Origin of the sequence: Paenibacillus polysaccharolyticus (assembly GCF_023714295.1) — a bacterium.
Lineage (GTDB): Bacteria > Bacillota > Bacilli > Paenibacillales > Paenibacillaceae > Paenibacillus > Paenibacillus polysaccharolyticus_A.
In genome coordinates, this window is sequence record NZ_JAMAUN010000017.1 from 16,635 (window position 1) to 37,349 (window position 20,715).

General features: G+C 46.5%; 12 protein-coding genes and 1 riboswitch. Of the genes, 9 read left to right on the top strand and 3 right to left on the bottom strand.

Annotation, left to right across the window (positions count from 1 at the left end; all coding sequences use genetic code 11):
* Positions 1–903 precede the first annotated feature (903 nt).
* From xylB to M3629_RS26610, 7 genes are all read left to right on the top strand, one after another.
* Positions 904–2,397: a xylulokinase gene (xylB, locus tag M3629_RS26580; RefSeq protein WP_251511746.1), complete on the top strand. Its 1,494-nt coding sequence runs from the start codon at positions 904–906 to the stop codon at positions 2,395–2,397.
* A 222-nt stretch (positions 2,398–2,619) separates the two neighbouring features.
* On the top strand, positions 2,620–3,369 hold the full coding sequence (locus M3629_RS26585; RefSeq protein ID WP_251511749.1) for a glycosyltransferase family 2 protein: 750 nt from the start codon (positions 2,620–2,622) through the stop codon (positions 3,367–3,369).
* A 1,207-nt stretch (positions 3,370–4,576) separates the two neighbouring features.
* Positions 4,577–5,647 carry a glycosyltransferase gene (locus M3629_RS28875; protein ID WP_435368282.1) on the top strand — a complete coding sequence of 357 codons (1,071 nt, stop codon included), beginning with the start codon at positions 4,577–4,579 and terminating at the stop codon, positions 5,645–5,647.
* A 993-nt stretch (positions 5,648–6,640) separates the two neighbouring features.
* Positions 6,641–7,279, top strand: coding sequence for a bifunctional 4-hydroxy-2-oxoglutarate aldolase/2-dehydro-3-deoxy-phosphogluconate aldolase (locus M3629_RS26595; RefSeq protein WP_251511752.1), 639 nt, complete (start codon positions 6,641–6,643; stop codon positions 7,277–7,279).
* Between the two features lie 214 nt (positions 7,280–7,493).
* Positions 7,494–8,456 (top strand): alpha/beta hydrolase, encoded by a 963-nt coding sequence (locus tag M3629_RS26600; protein ID WP_251511753.1) that lies wholly within the window; start codon positions 7,494–7,496, stop codon positions 8,454–8,456.
* Between the two features lie 192 nt (positions 8,457–8,648).
* Complete coding sequence (locus tag M3629_RS26605; protein WP_251511756.1) at positions 8,649–11,051, top strand: YcdB/YcdC domain-containing protein; 2,403 nt, start codon at positions 8,649–8,651, stop codon at positions 11,049–11,051.
* 321 nt (positions 11,052–11,372) lie between these two features.
* Positions 11,373–12,500, top strand: a complete 1,128-nt coding sequence (locus M3629_RS26610; RefSeq protein ID WP_251511759.1) for a transglutaminase domain-containing protein — start codon at positions 11,373–11,375, stop codon at positions 12,498–12,500.
* 252 nt (positions 12,501–12,752) lie between these two features.
* Here the strand turns inward: M3629_RS26610 and M3629_RS26615 are convergent, their stop codons facing one another.
* Together M3629_RS26615 and M3629_RS26620 are read right to left on the bottom strand one after the other, a co-directional pair.
* Positions 12,753–14,243, bottom strand: coding sequence for an amino acid permease (locus tag M3629_RS26615; RefSeq protein WP_251511761.1), 1,491 nt, complete (start codon positions 14,241–14,243; stop codon positions 12,753–12,755).
* Between the two features lie 113 nt (positions 14,244–14,356).
* Positions 14,357–14,575: riboswitch (Lysine riboswitch) on the bottom strand.
* Between the two features lie 172 nt (positions 14,576–14,747).
* The gene (locus tag M3629_RS26620; RefSeq protein WP_251511764.1) at positions 14,748–15,890 is read right to left on the bottom strand and encodes a virulence factor; all 1,143 of its coding nucleotides are present in this window, start codon (positions 15,888–15,890) and stop codon (positions 14,748–14,750) included.
* Between the two features lie 253 nt (positions 15,891–16,143).
* Between M3629_RS26620 and M3629_RS26625 the strand changes: the two genes are divergently transcribed.
* Positions 16,144–16,560 (top strand): hypothetical protein, encoded by a 417-nt coding sequence (locus M3629_RS26625; protein WP_145334838.1) that lies wholly within the window; start codon positions 16,144–16,146, stop codon positions 16,558–16,560.
* An 82-nt stretch (positions 16,561–16,642) separates the two neighbouring features.
* On the opposite strand, the gene M3629_RS26630 is transcribed toward M3629_RS26625, so the two are convergent.
* Positions 16,643–17,341 (bottom strand): response regulator transcription factor, encoded by a 699-nt coding sequence (locus M3629_RS26630; protein ID WP_145334840.1) that lies wholly within the window; start codon positions 17,339–17,341, stop codon positions 16,643–16,645.
* 369 nt (positions 17,342–17,710) lie between these two features.
* Between M3629_RS26630 and M3629_RS26635 the strand changes: the two genes are divergently transcribed.
* A complete protein-coding gene (locus M3629_RS26635; RefSeq protein ID WP_251511766.1) occupies positions 17,711–20,530 on the top strand; it encodes a PAS domain-containing sensor histidine kinase in 2,820 nt (939 codons plus the stop codon).
* Positions 20,531–20,715: the final 185 nt, after the last annotated feature.

The window sequence follows — 20,715 nt, forward strand, 5'->3', positions numbered from 1 at the left end:
GCAGGAATCATACCTCTTCTTACTCGGTGCAAAAGTATGTTGCACCCTGGACGTTGAATAAGCGTGACATTCAAACCGTCCCCTCTTTCCTCTGGGAAGGCGGGGACGGTTTGTTGTCATTGTTGGCCCCCGAGTTGCCTCAAACGAGTACGTTTGTACCGTTTGAAGGAAAGCCTGAGAAGCGGCATGCAGAAACGAAGTGGGCAGAAAGAACCCGGGGAAACGAAGTGTTCGCATTTAACAACGGATTTCACCCATAAAGAGGGGGAAGTGAAGAAATCCGGGGGTAAGGGCGATCGGAGGGTTTTCTGCACACGGAGTGGCTCAGCATGCCGCACCACCAACGCTTTATGCTTTTAAATAAACCAATGACGATTGAAATGTCATTGGAACCTAAGTTGCCCCAAATGAGTACGTTTGTACCGTTTGAAAGCAACGTTAGAAGCGGCATGCAGAAACGGAGTGAGCAGAAAGGACCCGGAGAAGCGGAGCGTTCGCATTTACAACCGGAATTCACCCTTGAAAAGGGGACAGTGAAGAAATCCGGGGGTAAGGGCGATCGGAGGGTTTTCTGCACACGGAGTGACCGGGCATGCCGCACCACCAACGCTTTATGCTTTTAAATAAACCAATGACGATTGAAATGTCATTGGAACCCACGTTGCCTCAAACGAGTACGTTTGTACCGTTTGAAAGCAACGTTAGAAGCGGCATGTAGAAACGGAGTGAGCAGAAAGAACCCGGAGAAACGAAGTGTTCGCATTTACAACCGGAATTCACCCTTGAAGAGGGGACAGTGAAGAAATCCGGGGGTAAGGGCGATCGCAGGGTTTTCTGCACACGGAGTGACCAGGCATGCCGCACCTAAGGTTTCAATCCTGTATAAACGAAAGGAGTATACTTATGAGTTATGTAATCGGCGTCGATCTCGGAACGAGCGCGGTTAAGACCGTTTTGGTCGATCGTGAAGGTAAAGTGGCATTTGAAGCATCGGAGGCTTATCCGTTGTACCAGCCTAAAGCTGGATATAGTGAACAACATCCAGAGGATTGGGTGGAGCAGACAATTGTGTCGCTTCGCAAATTGCTGGAAGTATCTGGCGTGCAGCCTTCCGAGATTGAAGGATTAAGCTTCTCCGGGCAGATGCACGGGCTGGTGTTGGTGGATGCAGAAGGCAAACCACTTCGTAATGCCATCCTGTGGAACGATACCCGAACGACAGCACAGTGCCGCCGGATTGAGAAGGTTCTTGATAGCAAGTTGCTCAGCATTGCCCGGAACCGTGCATTGGAAGGGTTTACGTTACCTAAAATCTTGTGGGTGCAGGAAAATGAACCTGAATTGCTGGAACAAGCGTCCTTGTTCCTATTGCCAAAAGACTACGTACGTTACCGTCTGACCGGCGACTACGCGATGGATTATTCCGATGCGGCGGGTACGTTGCTGCTGGATGTGGCAGGCAAACAATGGAGCACGGAGATCGCATCCGCATTTAATCTGCCGATGACGCTTTGCCCTCGCCTGGTTGAATCATTCGACGAAGTCGGCACCTTGTTGCCTGAGATTGCAGAGCAGACAGGCTTGGCGCCAGCGACCAAAGTATTTGCTGGCGGCGCCGATAACGCCTGCGGTGCGATTGGTGCAGGCATCCTTAGTGAAGGACAGACGATGTGCAGCATCGGTACGTCCGGAGTTGTTCTCTCGTACGAAGAACGTAAGGATCTCGATTTCGAAGGGAAAGTGCACTTTTTTAATCACGGGGAGAAAGATGCCTTCTATATTATGGGGGTAACGCTTGCGGCGGGATACAGTCTCTCTTGGTTCAAAGATACCTTTGCAGCAGACAAATCATTCGATGTTCTCTTGCAGGGCATTGACCAGATTCCGGCAGGAAGCAACGGTCTGTTGTTTACACCATATATCGTCGGGGAGCGCACGCCTCATCCCGATGCGAATATTCGCGGTAGTTTTATCGGCATGGATGCCGGGCATAAGCTGGAGCACTTCGGACGTGCCGTAATGGAGGGCATTACCTTCTCGCTACGTGAGTCGATTGATATTTTGCGTGGTGCGGGCAAGACGGTTAATGAGGTGATCTCCATTGGGGGTGGAGCGAAGAACGAAGCTTGGCTGCAGATGCAAGCAGACATTTTCAATGCAACGATTGTGAAGCTGGAGAGCGAGCAAGGTCCGGCGATGGGAGCAGCAATGCTGGCAGCTTATGGCAGTGGCTGGTTTCCGACGATGCAAGAGTGTGCGGCGGCCTTTATTCGCCCAGCGAAGTCCTACGAACCTAATCCGGAGACGGTAGCGGTATATGACGGTTTATTTGCCCTTTATCAAGAAGTGTACGGACAGACGCGTGGTTTGAATGATCGGTTGGCGGCATATCGTTAAATCGCCAGGGAGAATGAAGAGCCGTTCTATATCTGGAAACAAACTTGTAAAGCAGCAGCTATCATAAAAGAAAACTTCGAAAAGCATTCGCGCAGGCGAGTGCTTTTTTGTTTTGCTTACGCTGTGCACCCGCATTTGCCCTGCATAACCGGAATCCAGCCTAGCATAGATTGGATATAGAGGGGTTGTGTCTAAAAGAATCGGAAGCATGGGGGTGTGGGGGTGGAGGAGCCAGAGCAACAGAAGCATGAGCAGGGCAAGGAACAACCAGTTAGGAACAGGCCGCATATCACCTTATCCATGATTGTATGCAACGAGGAGAAGCGATATCTCAGGCAGGCACTTATAACACATCGTCCATGGATTGATCGGGCTGTCATTATTGATGATGGAAGCACGGATGGGACGGCTGCCATGTGCAGAGAGCTTTTGCACGGTATCCCTCTTGTACTAGTGCAGAATCCGGTCTCGCGTTTTTCTGATGAGGTGAGTCTGCGAAAGCAACAATGGGAGGAGACCCTTTCAACTAACCCGGAGTGGATTCTTAATCTGGATGCGGACGAGGTTTTAACGCCGGATTTTGGTGTTTTGCGGGATGACCTCTTAAGTGGAATGGAAGAAGCGATTTACTTCCGTCTATATGATATGTGGAGTGAAACTGCGTACCGGGAGGATGCATACTGGCAGGCACATATGTATTATCGGCCTTTCCTCATTAAGTATCGGCCCGGGATGGTCTATGAATGGAAGGAAACACCGCAGCATTGCGGACGATTCCCGTTGAGCATTCAGCATCTGCCCTATGCCTGTCGTTCCCCGCGAGTGAAGCATTATGGCTGGGCAAGAGAAGAAGATCGTGTTCGCAAATATGAGAGATACCAGAGACTGGACCCCGAAGCACAGTATGGCTGGAAAGAGCAATATGAATCGATATTGGATGCAGAGCCACGGCTTATTCCATGGTCTGATTAAGGGAAGGGAGTGAGCATCATTGGTGAAAGACCCGCTAGACCGCAAAAACAGTAACAAAAGTGTTCAAGGTGAACCACAAGCGGATACCATACCCTCCAAGTCTGAGAAGGAAACAGGGCAAACGTTAAGGATATCACAAGAAAAAGAGAAACAAAAAGGAAAAGAGCCAGAACACAAACAAGAGCAAGCCCAAGAGGAAAAACGAATACAGAAGCAAAGGGAGCAGTCCAAACAAATGACAGGGCAGAAGGGGGACCAACAATTACAGTCACAACAAAAAAAAGCACAAGAGGACATGAAAGAGAAAGAGGGAAAGGGAGAGAACATCCTACCAAGTACCCATGGGCGTATCCTTATTGCTAGCCCTGTAAGGCAGACAGCTGCCATTCTGAATGAATTTCTGGATTCCTTGCAGAGACTTGAGCGAAAGACGGTGCGTACGGATTATTTGTTCGTAGATGACAATGAGGAAGCAGCCTCATCCCAAATGTTACATGATTTTGTACTTCGCCATGATGGTAAAGTGATCCATGCTGGCGATGTGAATGGTACGGAGGTTGGGGACGCGGACGACCCAGGAAACTACAACAAAGATGAAGGTGGGCATTACTGGAGAAACGAACAGGTATGGCGAGTGGCCAGGCTGAAAAATAACATTTTACAATACGCACGTGAACATCAATATGATGGTGTGTTTCTGATCGATTCCGATTTGGTGTTGCACCCTCGAACGCTGGAACAACTGGTATCGAGTCAAAACGAGATTGTATCCAATATTTTTTGGACCAGCTGGCAACCGGGAACAAAGGAAATGCCGCAGGTATGGCTCCAGGATGAATATGCACTCTATCGGCGGGGGGGTTCAGATATCACAGGAACAGAAGCGCAGGACGAGGATGCCCAGGCGAGTGCCTTTTTAAACCAGTTACGTATTCCGGGTTGTTATGAGGTGGGCGGGTTAGGCGCTTGTACTCTAATTCGGCGATCTGTACTTGAAGCGGGAGTGAATTTTGACCGTATTCCGAATGTTTCTTTTTGGGGAGAGGATCGTCATTTCTGCATTCGTGCTCAGGCGTACGGGTTTCAACTGTTTGTCGATACCCACTATCCAGCCTACCATATCTATCGTTTGTCCGATTTACCGGGGGCGGCGGCCTATAACCGCAGAATTAAACGAGGCGAAGAGGGAATTCGAATTAGCTTATGTATGATTGTAAAAAATGAAGAAACTTCCCTCGCCAGATGCCTGGACTCCGTAAAAGGAATTGCCGATGAGATCATCATCGTGGACACAGGTTCCACGGATCGTACAAGGCAAATTGCGGCTCAGTACACCGACTGTATTTTCGATTTTGAGTGGGTGGACGACTTTGCGGCGGCACGTAATTTCGCCTTCGACCAAGCTTCCTGTGAATATATTATGTGGCTGGATGCGGATGATGTGTTTGAACCGCAGGATCGCGCCAAGCTGATCGCATTGAAACAGTCGCTTGATCCGGCTGTGGACAGTGTAACGATGGATTACAACCTCTCCTTCACGCCAGATGGCAAGGTCTCGTATAGTTTACGGCGAAATCGTCTGGTGCGGCGGGATCGCCAGTTTCGCTGGATTGGTGCAGTGCATGAATACCTTGCTGTAGCAGGCAATTTGCTGCATAGTGATGTGGCTGTGACCCATAAGAAAGATAAGGTGTATACAGATCGAAATTTGCGAATATATCGCAAACGTGAACAGGCCGGTGAAGACTTCTCACCGCGTGACCTCTATTATTTTGGCAATGAACTGAAAGACCATGCTTTTCATGAGGAAGCCATAACCTACTATGAGAAATTTCTGGACACCGGACTGGGATGGGTGGAGGATCGGATTGCCGCCTGCCAGAAAATCGCGGATTGCGAGGCCGTACTGAAACGCCCGGAACGGGAATCAGCCGCGTTGTTCCGTTCCTTTGCCTATGATTTGCCTAGAGCAGAGGTGTGTTGCCGACTGGGGGGATATTTTGCAGATAGAGAAGACTATCGCCAAGCTATATTCTGGTACGAACAGGCTGTGCATGCGAACCGTCCAGGTGATCCGATGGTTGTACTGAATGAAGCCGCATGGACTTGGATGCCTCATCTGCAACTATGTGTATGTTATGATCGAATGGGCAACCGAGCGAAAGCGAAGGAGCACAACGATATTGCCCTAACTTATCATCCAACTCACCCAAGCATGTTGTACAATGATCGATATTTTAAGGATTTGGCGAAGGAAAGTGTAATGGAGAACGCATAGAGTTTAGTTTAATGGGTTTGAATAGCGATATATGATCAGCACGTTAGTTGCCATAATGCATGTAATGCACGGAAATGTTGCATGTGTAACTCCTCCTTTTCAAAAAACTAGAATGAATCCCAAGGTTATAAGAGTCCACCTCTTCGCGATGAAGAGGTTTTTTTGTTTCTATTTTAAAAACCAAAATTAAGGTAGTGTGCTCACAGGGGAGAAAATCGGCAGTGTTATAAATGAAGAATTTAAGTAACAAGCGGTGAAATTTATCCAAAACATAAACGAAGGCGCTTGGGGATCTCGCGGAAGAACTTAATATCCCGAAGGATAAGTTTGTGGAAAATCCTCGCTCAGAGTTTTCTTTGGAGAATGTATCTCGGAGTGGATGTTAAAATGTCGGAGCGGTTATTACATTACGTTAATGGGATTCATGGTGCGTGTGTAACTGGCTCCGACTTTATTCTAACGATCACAGGAGAGCTTATTTCAAGGCTTTTGGGGGTATGAAAATTCTAATGATCACCACAGATGCTATTTTCCAAAAATGGACAAAATAGGGTGAAATCATAACTAATTTGAGTAAATAAGCTCTCTGGAGATCGTTAGAAAATAAAAAGTGGCGAATCAGGCCAAATAAGCTCACTGGTGATCGTTAGAAGATTTAAATGCTATAATGCTATGTCTAAACCGAATCGGCTTTAATAAGTAGCAACCACATAATGAAAATGTCTTGATGTCTTGATGTCTTGATGTCTTGATGTCTTGATGTCTTGATGTCTTGATGTCTTGATGTCTTGATGTCTTGACACCACTGGTGGACTTAGTGTTGCTTTGTTTAAATTCCCTAACTTCACATCACTACGTCCACAATCCTATTATAGATTAATTTATTTCTTCCAATGGAGCATATGCATTACAATAGTTTTTAACGGAGAAGCAGTGTACACCAAGACGGGTCCTCGGCTGCCGAATCTGAACGAAGTAAGGGAGTGAATGGATATGAATTTGACGGAAGTACTACTCGAATCCAGACTGGTCGCGATCGTTCGCGGTATAAGCCGGGAAGCGGCTGTGACAGCCGGTCAGGGGATGACCGAAGGTGGTATTCGTCTAATGGAAGTAACGCTGAATACACCGAATGGGCATCAGATCATTGCTGACTGGCGCGAGCGTCACGAGAGACAAGCCTATGTCGGTGCAGGTACGGTACTCAATGTGAGCATGGCGAAGGAAGCCGTGTATGCAGGGGCACAATTTTTGGTATCCCCCAATGTCGATCTGTCTGTTATTGAATATGCTGTAGAACACGGTGTTGAGATTTGGCCAGGTGCTATGACACCAACGGAGATTGTAGCTGCGTATGAAGCAGGGGCACGGGCTGTTAAGTTGTTCCCTATGGCCAGTCTGGGTATTCCTTACTTAAGAGAAATTAAGGCACCTCTCGATCACATTCCGCTGCTCGCAACGGGTGGCGCGACGCTGGAGAACATCGCTTCCTATTATGAGGCAGGTGCAGCCGCAGTAGGCTTGGGCAGTGCACTTTTGCCAAAAGAAGCTCTGGCTTCAGGAGATAGCGTACAGATTGCGGATCGAGCACGGGCGTTTGTCGAGGCAGCAACATCGAGAACAGACAGGTAGCCAGCGGTTAGGTAAGGGTAAGGTTAAAGGAATAGTGCAAAGTAGAGGGCTTCATTTAAGAAGATATAAGTAAATGAGGCGTAATGGGGTATATATAAACAGAGTTTACATGATTGATCATTATTACAAACAAAAATGGAGATCATTTAACGTGTAGTTGATCATGACATTGTAAGATGAGCGTATGCCAGTAGCCAGAGAGGAGAGAGGCCTTGTGAAAGCGAGAACGATGATTGGCGGTATGTTGGCAGTGGCCGCTGTAACTGCAGGCGGTTTATGGAAGGCAGCGGTAAAAAGCCAGACACCAAAAAAAATTCCGATTACGTTGACACCGCCGATGCCTTTTGAAGATATTACCTTTGAAAGTGGAGGGGGGCAGGTGCAGGGTTGGTTCATTCCAGCGAGACCCGATGTTCCTAAGCCCTGGCCGCTCGTAATTATCGCACATGGCTGGGGATCCAATCGCTCTCGTGTGTTACGTTACGCGCGTCCTATCTGGGAGGCGGGGTATGCACTGTTTATGTATGATGTACGTAGTCATGGGGCCAGTGATCCTGTTCGTGCTGCATCGGCCTATCTGTTCAGGGACGATCTATTAGCTGCGCTGACCTATGTATCGGGCCGATCCGAGATTGACCCCGAAGCGATTGGGGTGTTGGGGCATTCCCTGGGTGGACTGGGTACGATTCTTGCCATTACAGAAGGCATTCCAGTCTCCGCCGTGGTCACCGACTCCATGCCGTCCCAATTTCAGGTGATCGTCAGTTCGGAACTGAGACGCCGGCGCCTGCCGCTGTTCCCACTGGCACAGTTGATCCCCCGAATCTGGTTTTGGCGGTTAGGTGAGTCTTTGAAGACGTATCAGCAGAATGATGCCGTAATGATGCTGAATGAGCGGCGAAAAAGCATGCAATTGCCGTTACTGATGGTGCACTCCAAAGGGGATAATTTTATTCCTCCGAGTGAACTGGAATATTTTATGTCCAAAGCGGACCCTCCAGTAGAACATCTATGGGTTAACAGCGAAGGTCATAGCTGCTCGGAGGAAGACCCGGCTTTCTGGGACACGGTCATTCCGTTCCTGAGAATGCACGTTCGTTCCGCTCCAGAGCGAGCTGTACATGACGGAGCTACAATAGATCAGGACGAGACAGATCTGCATCATAGTGCGGGTTGATAGATGGAAACGCCAACTCGATTGGCGTTTTTTTGTTGTGTAATTTCATTATACAGAAATTCACAATTGTAAAATTACCCGGAAAACAGCGATTAAAAAGGAAGCTTATGGTATCATAGATTAGAATGGCAAAATTCATGCGAGAGTATTTATCGTGCTTCCTGCATGAAATCGAAGGGAGAGGTAACCATTTTGAGTTGGGATTGGAACATGAATGGAAGGCTTAAAACGTTCACAGCCAAAGCCGCAGCAACAGCAATGGCAACTCTGCTGTTTACGACACAGGTACCGGGTTTGACGGGGAGCGCATCCGCTGCTCAGGCGGGAACTGGCTCAGTGAATGAAGCAGTGTCGGGGGAAAATGATCAACTAGACGTAACAAGCAATGACGTGCCGGAGGGGGCAAAAATTTCATCCAGGCAAGCCGCTGATAATATATTAAAATTGTTTCCGCTACTAAAAAAAACGAAGATCTCGTCCGCTAATTTTGATGTAACTCATTCCTACCCACCGCCGGATTACAAGGTATGGGATATCGGATTTCAAATTGTACAAGGCAATCATTCCATGGGATTCAGCGCAAGTGTGCATGCAGGTACAGGGGAAGTTCTAAGTGTGCATCTGCCGTCTGAGTTTGTGGAGAGTCAATTGTCATCCGTATCCGATGTTCAACTGAGTCAGGAAGAAGCCGAAAAGACGGCTTTGGAACTGCTATATCAGGCAATTCCTGACCTTAAGGAAGGACAGTATGTGCCGCTAGGAAACCAGTATTCACCAGTGGAGCAGCAAGCGTTATTTGGCCACAACGAATATCAATTTGCCTATAACTTAAAACATGATGGTGTCGTGTCGGATGCAGAGACAGTCTACATAAGTGTGGATGAGAGAGGTCAGGCCACATCGTATTCACGTTCGACCATCTCGGCGAAATATCCTTCCTCCAAGCCGAAGGCCTCGGAAGAGCAGGCCAGACAGGTATTTGAAGATGGATTTGATGTAGAGCTTGCCTATATCTCCAAAGAACAATTGTCCTCCAAACAGGGGCAAAAATATGTTCTCGGTTATTTGCCAAAAGGTGATAGTATGGAGCCGATTAACGCTAACACTTTAGACAGAATTGATGTGCTGACAGGAAAAGCCGTGGATAAGAGCAATCCACAACAAAATAAAAAAGTAACAGGCAATGTGCCAGCGTTCGCCGCTGCCAGCGGTCAGCGCTTAAATGTGCAACAGGCAGTAGAGCGGGTCGCAGCGAACTTTGACATTCCCAAGGATTACAAACTCGAGCACAGCCAATTAACCAAAGGTTACTATGGCAACGTGAACAGCCAGGTATGGAGCCTGAGCTGGAGCAATCGGAATGCAAATATATCCTATATGTTCATGCGTGATATTTCCGCGCAGGTCGATGCGGTTACCGGACAGGTTTACAGCTACAACTTGATGCAACGGGTCGGACCAGAGATGGGGCAGGAAACTCCTTCTCAAGAGAAGGAGAAAAAGCCCGTTACTTTGCAACAGGCTGAGAAGCTGGCGATGAATACGATTATTGCCGCTGTACCACAAGCCAAAGAGCAGTATCAACTGGCCAGAATGATAGAAGTAGACGATGCTCGTACGTTTGTATTTCAGCGTTATTTGAACGGGATTCGGGTTCAGGATGACACGGCACAGGTGCAGGTAAAGAACAATGGAGATATTACTGAATTCTATACACGCTTGGCGGCATCTCCTGAGCAACTACCGGAAGATATCACCCCTGCAATCTCATACGAAAAAGCTAGAGAACTCTATCTGAAGAAATATACGTTAACGTTGAATTATGCTCGTTATGGTGGATTTGATTTGGGTTCTAGTGACCCCGTACCTGTAGGAGTTAATTTGGCTTACGTACCTGTAAGCGGAAAGAAATCTCTGTACAATTTAAACGAACTGCTGGATGCTAATACAGGTCAATGGTTCTTCATGTACGGTGTAGACCATGCGGCATCTCAGATCGAACCGACAGATATTGCGGGTCATATTGCCGAATCAGATTTGAGTAACATGACCAAGCATAAGGTGTTGATTGCTGATGAGCAGGGACGTGTATTTCCGGATCGGGTCATTACCCGGGGAGATTGGTTCAATTATCTGGCAAGAGCAATTAATCCGAACATGGACATGTACTATAACAGCGATAGCAATGAGAAGCTTTTTGCTGATGTAACGATAGAAAGTCCGGATTACAAGGCATTGAAAGTCCTTATAGATCAACGATGGATCGGTGGAGCTGACCCTGAGAAGCAGCTAAAACCTGAGGAAGAAATGACACGTGAAGAATTGGCGGTCTTGCTGATGCGTATTCTGCGTTATGAAAAGCTCGCCGGATTCTATATGCAGCCGTCTGATTTGCCTAACATTGCCGACGCCAGTGCGATCAACAATAAGGGGGCTGTTTCTCTGAGCTTAAAGCTTGGCTTGTTACCTTCTATTGAGGGAAGATTCATGCCTGCGCGCAAAGTAACGGTAGCTGAGGCATCTCAAGTTCTTGAACGACTCGCCAAGTTGCAAGGAAAGACGGACACGTTCATGACGGGTAGCCGCCTTTATTGATTCCAGGCAGAGCTGACCTGCATTAATTTGTACAAATCTGTACGCATGCAAAACCACTCATAATTTGCTCCAGGAAGACATAGGATGAAGTGAAGCGGCAAACATGATGACTGCAACTAAAGTTCAAGGGGCCTTCCGAGAAGGTCCCTTTTCCGCTTGATTCCACTAAGATTGGAAAGATACAAGTTGAATTATTCTTTTACACGTTAACGAAGTGGACTGTGTGAAATTTTTAATTCAACTTATATACAACAATGAAAGCAAGACCTTTTATGATACAATAGGGCATGAGAATGTTACGAAGAAGGGTGGGGTCCTTTCATGGGTAAGAACGGTAAACGAGTGATCACCATGTTGCTGGCAGGCTGTCTTGTTGCCGCTTGGTTGCCGCGTACAGTTGACCTGGATCAATTGTATGCAGCGTCAGGCACGTCCGAACTATCTACAGCGACAGATTTGCGTCAGACACTGTTGAATGCGATGTCGCAGCGTACAGAGAAAGTGGTGTTTACCTATAAGGGGAATGTGAAGGGCCTCAAGAAACAGTTGCAGACCTCTATCGATGAAGCAATGAAGAGTGACCCTTATATTCAATATACAGTGAAAAGTTATGCTTTTAACTATAAAGGCTCCAATACGTCAGCCGAGGTAGATGTGACCCTCTCTTACCGGGAAACGAAGGCTCAGACTGAATATGTGAATCGGAAAGTAGCGAATGTGCTCAAAGAAATTATTAAACCCGGCATGACAAGCCATGAGAAGGTTAAGGTTATTCATGACTGGATTGTGCTGAATGTTGCTTATGACACTTCGTTACAAAAATATACGGCTTATGATGGACTTGCGACAGGCAGTACCGTATGTCAAGGATACTCCTTGCTTACTTACCGCATGCTGGAGCGCGTAGGGATTGAGAATCGCATCGTCGAAGGTCAAGCAGGCGGGCAACTTCATGCCTGGAACTTGGTGAAGCTGGATGGAAAGTGGTACCATATGGACACGACGTGGGATGATCCAACACCTGATCGCAAAGGCATTGTGAGTCATAGTTACTACTTGTTAAGTGATAAAGAGATGGCGCGTGACCATGTCTGGACAGGCAAAAACAAGTACCCTGCAGCTTATGCACCTTACCGTGATGCTCTGCTTAAACTGGCGAAGACGGACGGAAACAAGCAGGAGGTATACCAGAAGCTGTACCATGCACTGGAGTATTCTCTGTATAATGAACAGGATGCAGTCAAGGAACGCGCAGTGCTCAAAACCAAAGTTCAGGGTGTGCTAAATGAGGGCGGAACTTCGTTAACCTTCAGATACAAGGGCACAGAGAGCAGTTTGATCGAAGATTTGCAGGATCTGTACCAGCTGGGTATGAAGTCTATCTCCTATTTTGTCTCCAAGATGGAAGATACAACAGACCTGCGTGTCAAAATTAATTGGACGTTGTAATGGACAGGATCAGAATTCACTCCACGTACAACAGATAAATCATATGCACAACAACATGTCTTTTAATGATTAGAGCGCTCCGGTATCCGGAGCGCTCTTTGTGATGTTCAGTATGCAGGAGAGTTGCCACTGAAAAATAAAATCCCCTGCTCTACAAAAAAAGTCTCTGTAGAACAGGAGAGTACTGAATCCATATCGTAGGGTTAAACCTGAAGTAGAGTTGAGCAAAAGTGACTAAGCTTAGCGACGGCCCTACTCCTTAATACCTGACGATTCAGCAGGCGTGAAGTCACATTCCTGTAACGGAACAACTTTGGTCTTTTTGATCCATTTGTAACCAAGCCATAGTATCAGGAATAACGGTACACTCAGGTAAGCAACAAGGACTCCACTCCAGTCGATCCGATCACCTGTGAATGCCTGATAGTTCTGTCCGAGAATAACGATAATACACAACACAAAGGCAAAGATTGGACCAAACGGGAACCATCGCGCACGGTAAGGCAGATCTCTCAGATCCCGACCTTGTGCCACATAGGCTCTCCGGAAGCGGTAATGACTGATTGCAATACCTAGCCACGTAATGAATCCACACATGCCGGATGCATTCAGCAACCATGTATACACAATGCCGTCACCGAAGAGGGAAGCCAAAAATGCAAGCATGCCAACAGCGGTTGTGACAAGCAGCGCGTTCATCGGAATGCCTCGTTTATTCAGCTTGCCAAGGAAACGTGGAGCTTTGCCATCCCGGGCAAGTGCATAGAGCACACGGCTCGAAGCGTACATGCCGGAGTTGCCGGCAGAGAGCACGGAAGTCAGGATGACGGCATTCATGATAGAAGCCGCAATCGCAAGTCCCGCTTTTTCAAAAACGAGCGTAAACGGGCTGACCCCGATGTTCTCCAGATCACCTTTGAGCAGATTCGGGTGAGTGTAAGGAATAATCAAACTGATTACAGTAATCGCCAAAATGTAAAAGATCAGAATACGCCAGAAGACCTGGCGAATGGCACGAGGTACGTTTTCGCGTGGATTCTCACTTTCACCTGCGGCGACACCGATCAATTCCGTTCCCTGGAAGGAGAAACCTGCGGCCATAAACACGCCGAGCACGGCGAAGAAGCCACCGTGGAATGGTGCATCACCGATTGTAAAGTTGCTAAAGCCAACGGCTTCACCGCCTAGAATACCAAAGATCATCAATACGCCGACACTCAGGAAGATAATAACTGTGGCCACTTTGATAATGGCAAACCAATACTCCGATTCCCCGTATCCTTTGACGGACAGGATATTCAAGGCAAAGATCAGTACCAGGAATAGCAGACTCCATAACATGGATGAGCTGTCCGGGAACCAATATTTAATCAGAACGGTAGCCGCAGCGAGTTCGGCGGCAATCGTTACCGCCCAGTTGTACCAGAAGTTCCAGCCCATGGCGAAGCCGAGAGCGGGGTCAACGAAACGTGCCGCATACGTATTAAAAGAACCAGAGTCCGGCATAAAGGTTGCGAGTTCACCCAAACTGGTCATGAGGAAATAAACCATGATTCCCACAGCCACGTAGGCAAGTAATGCACCGCCAGGGCCGGCAGTCGAGATGGCTGTACCACTTGCCAGAAACAGACCGGTACCAATCGAGCCGCCCAGGGCAATCATGGTCATGTGACGTGCACGCAATCCTTTTTTCAGTGTAGGTCCAGTTGTTGTTGTGTGTGATTGGTTGCTGCGGTCTTGCATGAAAACACTCCTTCAATTGTATTGCTGATGCAGATCATAAGCTCCATAAACAAAAAAAGACCACAGGCATGAGCCAGCGGTCTTGATATCTATATCCGCACCATGTCCCAGATGATTAAGATAGCTCAACACAGAAGAAGTCATACCTTTTTTAGAAAAAGATACGAATACTTCTGTGACAGTTCTGCACCTTTCGGCTGCAGCCCCAGCTCACCGGACCGATAAAGGAACGTCCAGTAAACTTCGGCGGGTACACCTTTCGGCTGATCTCAACAGCGGCTCCTTACGCCTTCTTCAGCTTACTGATCGCACCCGCGACCTCTACCTCACCATGCTATGGATGAGGTGTATCTATTGTTTATGAAATTAGAAATCACGCTTTGAGCAGCGTGTAACCTGTTAATCAAACAGACAACAAGTATACCGCTCATCGATTTACAGTGCAATAACAAATGTTGGATTGTTCCCTTGAAGGTTCCTAAAGGACAAAACTAAAAGATAAATCTAATCCTGCTTTTTATTTCGTCCTGCCATCTGCTGCCACACCGTTCCAGCCGCCTGTTCACCAGACTCGATACGTTCTAGCGCCATTTTGGCCTGCAAGCTCACTTCAAATTCGGGATCTTCCGCGGCGAGACGTAAAGCCTGCTCCGCTTCTTCGGTTCCGACTTCATACAGAAAACGAGCCGCACGCCAGCGCACAAGTTTGCTCTTGTCCGTCAACGTTTCAATCATGGCCGGTGTGGCAACAGGGTCGCCGATGTCTGATAAAGTATCCCCGGCAGTACGCCGTACAGCGGGAGAACTATCCCGAAGCGCTTCGTACAGAAGTTCCATCGCTTCAGGTGTACGAATATCCCCCAGATAGACAACGGCCAAGCGACGAATTTGCATTTTGCTGTCACGCAGTGCCTTTGCTACCAGATGCAGTCTTTCCTCTGTTGGTTCCATACCATCCAGTGCGGCATAGCGTACATTCCAGTCTTCATTCTGAAGAGCTTCTTCCAGTTCCGGTCCAGCCAGCGCACGCCGATGCTCAACGAATTCTTCTGTATTTGTACCATGCGCAATAGCTTGCTGAATAACCTGCTCCAATCGCTCCGGTGGATAAGCCGCTTCCAGTTCTTGTTCAACTTCACGCGCAATATCCGGTAGTTCACCGTACCGTACCCCGTAATCGCTCAGTTTACGTTCTTTGATCATTGTAGCGCTGGCAACTTCCGTAACGGCTTTGACAAAACGGTCTGACAGTGATATCCGTTCCTCTTTCGTTCCGGCTTTGACGCGAATTTGCATCGGCACTCCGCGGAAAAACTGAACAAAAACCTGTGCTTCTCCAAAGTGATCACCTGAAGCATCTTCCGATTCAATCCAGTCCAGATTTACGCCTTCCTGACCCAGACGGCTCTGTACTTCACCAAGAATCACAGACCAGTCCGCATTGCCTTTACGATCCAGAGCAACGAAGTCAGTCGTGTGGAATACACTTTTCACGCCTGGAATGTGTAACATCTGGCGAATAAACGCCGGGGCTGAACGTTCGTTGTCCAGTGTATAGGTTCTGCGAATCCCGTCTTCCAGACGTTCGTCGAGATGTAGCATCATCGTATTTGGACTCGGTGTTGGTTCAATGGAAACTATATTCATGGGTGAAACCTCCTATAATAGCAGATTGATACATAAGCTCCCGTAAAATAAATCACACAGTACCTTTATTTTAACGGATACCTCTATTTTACATGAAATCAGGAAAACTGCGAAATTACATGCCGAGGAGAAGCATCGGCGCAGGTATGTGAAGAAGTGCGAAGATTGTTAACACTTCTTTCATGTTCGTGCACAAACATTTTTAAATGAAACCTGACACAATATAGGTAAGAAGCTATTGGAGGTTATATCTATGGAGCCTGTTACTGTGCTAACGGATGGAGAGCGTTGTATTAACTTTGAGAAAATCAAACCTTTGTTTGAGGATTGGATTGCTTCTGCGCCATCAGATTCAGTAAAGGGAACAGGAAGAGGGGATTGGGAGAATTCCCGTTTTTGCATTGTGGATTATAGGAACGCTGATCAGGCAATAGCCGCAGCGAAAGCCATTCGCGCTTTTGTACCGGATGTGCCTCTACTGGTCATTACCGATTTTACATCCTTGGTTCGTAAACGTCATCTGCAACAGGTTACAGGTATTGGTGTTATGAAGTTGATGCTCTGGAACGAACAAGCCCCCGATCAATTGGTTAGCGGCATTGAGAAGTGGCTGCAAACTTTCGGGTATGAAACACCGATAACCATGCCTTCCGCTTTACACATCAGGTAAAACGAAAGAAGCATGGCGCTTGCAGCTGTTTTTATAACCTTTGTTATGTTTATGTTTTGTGACGGCTTTATTCGAAGACCAACTAGACCATATATTTATAGCCTGTACCCCATACCGTTTTAATATAACGGGGATTTTTGGGGTCGGGCTCTATTTTTTTGCGAAGACTAGAGATATGTACGTCGATGGTTCGATCCAGATAGGCGCGTTCAGAGCCTTTGATACGGTCCATCAGTTCATTCCGGGTAAACACTTTGCCCGGGTTGCGATACAATTCCTTCATAATCTCAAATTCAATATGGGTTACATCGATTTCAACACTATCTACAAATAGCGTTCTCCTGTATTCGTTTACATTAATGTGCCCCGTCACTTCAGATGGCTGATTCTCTTTAATGGGTTTATCCTGATAAGTGATAATCGACCTGCGTAACAATGCTTTAATTCTGGCGTCCAACTCCTTCAGACTGAACGGCTTGCAGAGGAAATCGTCAGCACCGTTATGTAAGGCACGAAGTCGATCATTTAACATCGTACTTGCAGATATCATCAGGACAGGAACGGTGGAATGTTGCCGAAAAGCATCAACAAGCTCGTTACCGTCAATTTCGGGCAACATCAAATCTGTTACCACAATATCAGGTTGAAACTGTGAAAATAAATGAAGTGCTTCGCGGGGATGATGAACCCGCTCGGTTATGTATCCTTCCTCATCAAGAAAAAAAGCGATCATGTCCGCTAAATTCTTTTCATCTTCTATAAGAAGTACTTTGATTGACATAGCTTCACACTCCTTACGAACGAGGATTTGTTAAGAAATTACGATGAAATGATGAAAAATACCGCAAAAAATTTAATGGTTCTATTCCAGAATATAGGAAGTAGCACCAACTTGCAAAAAGACTTTACCTTGATAGTGTAGTTTATCATGAGATTACTTTTTTTGCCGAATCATAATTTTTGCCATACGTATTATGAATGTTAATTAAAGTATAATGGATCAGAGTGCTTAAAGGGAAAAAAGGTTCGAAGTTATCGCCAGCTATTAGGGGGAACAGATGTTGTTAGAGAGAACAAAGAGGGCAGAAGTACCTCGAATCCACGGTGAGGACAGATGTATATGTATGGGATAACGGAAGCGAGGAACCTGTTGGAACGGATTCTCCTGCAACTGAGAAGACCTTGGATTGGAACATGTCTTCTGGTGTTCTTTGGCACACTAAGTTCCATTTTTCCGTTTACATTGTTCTATGGTGTTCAATTTGTACTCATTAGTGCCACAGCATTGGTTGCCCTTCGTTTGTATGGAGGGATATACGGTTTTGTATCACTTACGTTAGTCTATCTATCTAAAAGCCTAATCATTGGGCTGGATTCGCATAACCTTTATGTCATGGCTGGACATTTTATAGAGCTGATCTGGATGCTGGGGTGGCAGAAGTATTATAAAAAAGGCAGTCTGATCAAAGCTAACGCTGTGTTCTGGATTGTGATGTTACTTCCTGCAATTGGTTACGGATATTATGTTTTAGGCCTGACTGTGGAAGTGACCAAATATGAATATATGTACGTGGCTGTCGTGAGCATGGTCAACGCCCTGATAGCAGGCATTGTGGTTGATTTTTGGATCACTTTGGGTGAACATCAGGCGAAACGTTCAGGCACGATCCCCCTAGCGAGAATTGCATTTAAATATGTGGTTGCTTTTGTTGTGTTTGTATCTCTTGTCCTGTTGTCAGTGGATAGTCGCAGACAATTGAGCCAGATGAACGAATCCATCTTACGGGATATGAAACATGCAGCGAATGCTGTGGTTCAGGATTTAGATGAACAGTATGTAACGCCGGATAACCTTGCAGAAAATGTAGAGCGTTACCACCATTTGTTGGGTATGAATGTGATTTTACTAGATCAGCGTGGAACTGTCGTTGTTTCTGGAATCCCCGAGTATCTTCCGGGAGAATTCATAAACCTGGATAGTTTTCAGGTGCTGACATCCAGGAGCGGCCCAATTCTTTTAAATTCAGAGAAAGCTCATTACAGCGATATATTGGATCATTGGAGGCAAGCTTCTTTTATCTATGAGGCTGAGGAAACGGCTATTACCCCTTATCAGGTGTTTGTTGAAACCAATTCGTCCCAGTATTACACGCAAATTGAGAAGATCTATCTGACTACTTTTCAATCTTTATTCGTTATTATCTTTACATCCATGATTGTGGCAGCTCCTTTGAGTAGCAAAGTGGTTAGTCCCTTACTTCGTTTGACCCGGTTAACAGGTTCTCTTCCTCGTCTACTTTTTCGAAACGGAAATATGGATTGGCCGAGCAGTCATGTGACCGAAGTGCAGATCCTCATTGGAAACTTACGCAAGATGGCGGATGTGTTACTCGAACAATTCGAACAGATTCGACTCGATAAGTTAACACTGGAGGACAGGGTCATTGCTCGTACGAAGGAACTGAAGAACAGCGAAGGCATTAAACGTGCCATTATTGAATCTTCAATTGATGCCATTATCTCGGTTGATTGCCAAGGGGTGATCATTGAGTTTAACCCTGAGGCCGAAAGGATGTTTGGATTGGGGCGGGAAGAGGTTTTGTTGCAGAAGGAAGCCTCATCTCTTTTCCAGGGGATTAGTTTACAGGAAATTAAGTTGATGTTAGAGCAATATGAGTATGTCGAAGGCAAACGGTATATCACGGTTGATGAAATATTAGGTGTTCGCAATGACGGCTCCGTTTTTCCGATTGAGTATCGAATTGTAGAGATTCAATTGGGGAAAAACGAGACGTTATACAATCTGTTCATCAAAGATATTACAGAACGTACTCGTGCAGAAGAAGACCGGGTGCGTCATGCCCTTGTATTGGAGCACCTTAACCTGGAGCTGTTCCAAGAGAAGGCGGCAATTCAGGAACAGCGCGATATCAGTGAACAATTCATTGAATCGGTTCGCGAAGGACTTGTCATGTCTGACCGTTCAGGCACGATCACAATTGTGAATCGCCGAATAGAAGAGATGTTTGGACTAGGTAATTTTCTAGGAGAATCCATCACTGACTTGGCTCAAGCCATCGATTCGATGGTACAGACGGATAACTTCAATCTGACAGAACAGACAAGAGCATTTCTGGATGGAGAACAAGCATTCATCGAGACCAATTTCTATTTTGATAACGTGGAGCAAAGCGTTTTTTCGTTGTACATGAAACAGATGGACGTGCCAGGGAAAAATCATGGATTCCTGCTCGTATTTCGTGACTTAACGGGTGAGGAGAGGCTCAACCGGATGAAAGATGAGTTGATCAGCGTGGTGTCTCATGAACTTCGTACACCTGTGGCGACCATCATGGGATATGTTGAACTGATGTTAATGTATGACCTTCCGGCATCCCAACGTAAAGAGTTCATGGAGACTATTGCGTCTGAAGGAAAACGTCTGAGCAGTTTGCTGGATGATGTACTTGATATTCAACGTCTCGATAATGAAGGCATGACTTATCATATGACCTACGTTCCTCTGGTGGACCTTGTGGAAGGTGTAGCAGAACAATGGAACATGAAGTCTGCTCAGCGGATCTATGTACATGTATTTAATGGTGATCTCTTTGCTTATGCGGATCAGAACCGGATGGTTCAAGTACTGCATAATCTGATAGGCAATGCGGTAAAGTACTCTCCAGGAGCAGAGCGAATCGACGTCACATTATGGGAAGAAGAGGGAGCTCTGTGCATCGATGTACGGGATTATGGCATAGGGATTGCCGAGAGTGAAAAGGATCTGCTGTTTAACAAATTCTATCGTGTAGATAATTCGGATCATCGTCAGATTGGTGGCACGGGCCTCGGTTTATATATCTCCCGCAAAATCGTGGAGGATCATCAAGGAAGTCTGACCTTCATGTCGGCGCCAGGGAAAGGCAGTACGTTCAAAGTCAGGTTGCCCAAGCAGGACGTTGTTCTCTAGTTCTTAACATAACGTTCTTATTGTATCGTTAGCTTTTATCTTTTGGCACGTGACCGTGCGGAAAGGTAAAGGCTTTTTTTGTGTTCTAACTTTGTTTTTCTTCATCTGGGATAAAAAAACGGGAACTTTTGCACACTGTATATAGAGCCATAATTTGCATCCTGTGCAAAAGGAGGGCACCACGT

Bases quoted from the DNA above. Each gene is read 5' to 3' on its own strand.
- xylB (WP_251511746.1), top strand. From the start codon at position 904: ATGAGTTATGTAATCGGCGTCGATCTCGGAACGAGCGCGGTTAAGACC.
- M3629_RS26610 (WP_251511759.1), top strand. From the start codon at position 11,373: ATGGGTAAGAACGGTAAACGAGTGATCACCATGTTGCTGGCAGGCTGT.
- M3629_RS28875 (WP_435368282.1), top strand. From the start codon at position 4,577: ATGATTGTAAAAAATGAAGAAACTTCCCTCGCCAGATGCCTGGACTCC.
- M3629_RS26625 (WP_145334838.1), top strand. From the start codon at position 16,144: ATGGAGCCTGTTACTGTGCTAACGGATGGAGAGCGTTGTATTAACTTT.
- M3629_RS26595 (WP_251511752.1), top strand. From the start codon at position 6,641: ATGAATTTGACGGAAGTACTACTCGAATCCAGACTGGTCGCGATCGTT.
- M3629_RS26620 (WP_251511764.1), bottom strand. From the start codon at position 15,890: ATGAATATAGTTTCCATTGAACCAACACCGAGTCCAAATACGATGATG.
- M3629_RS26615 (WP_251511761.1), bottom strand. From the start codon at position 14,243: ATGCAAGACCGCAGCAACCAATCACACACAACAACAACTGGACCTACA.
- M3629_RS26630 (WP_145334840.1), bottom strand. From the start codon at position 17,341: ATGTCAATCAAAGTACTTCTTATAGAAGATGAAAAGAATTTAGCGGAC.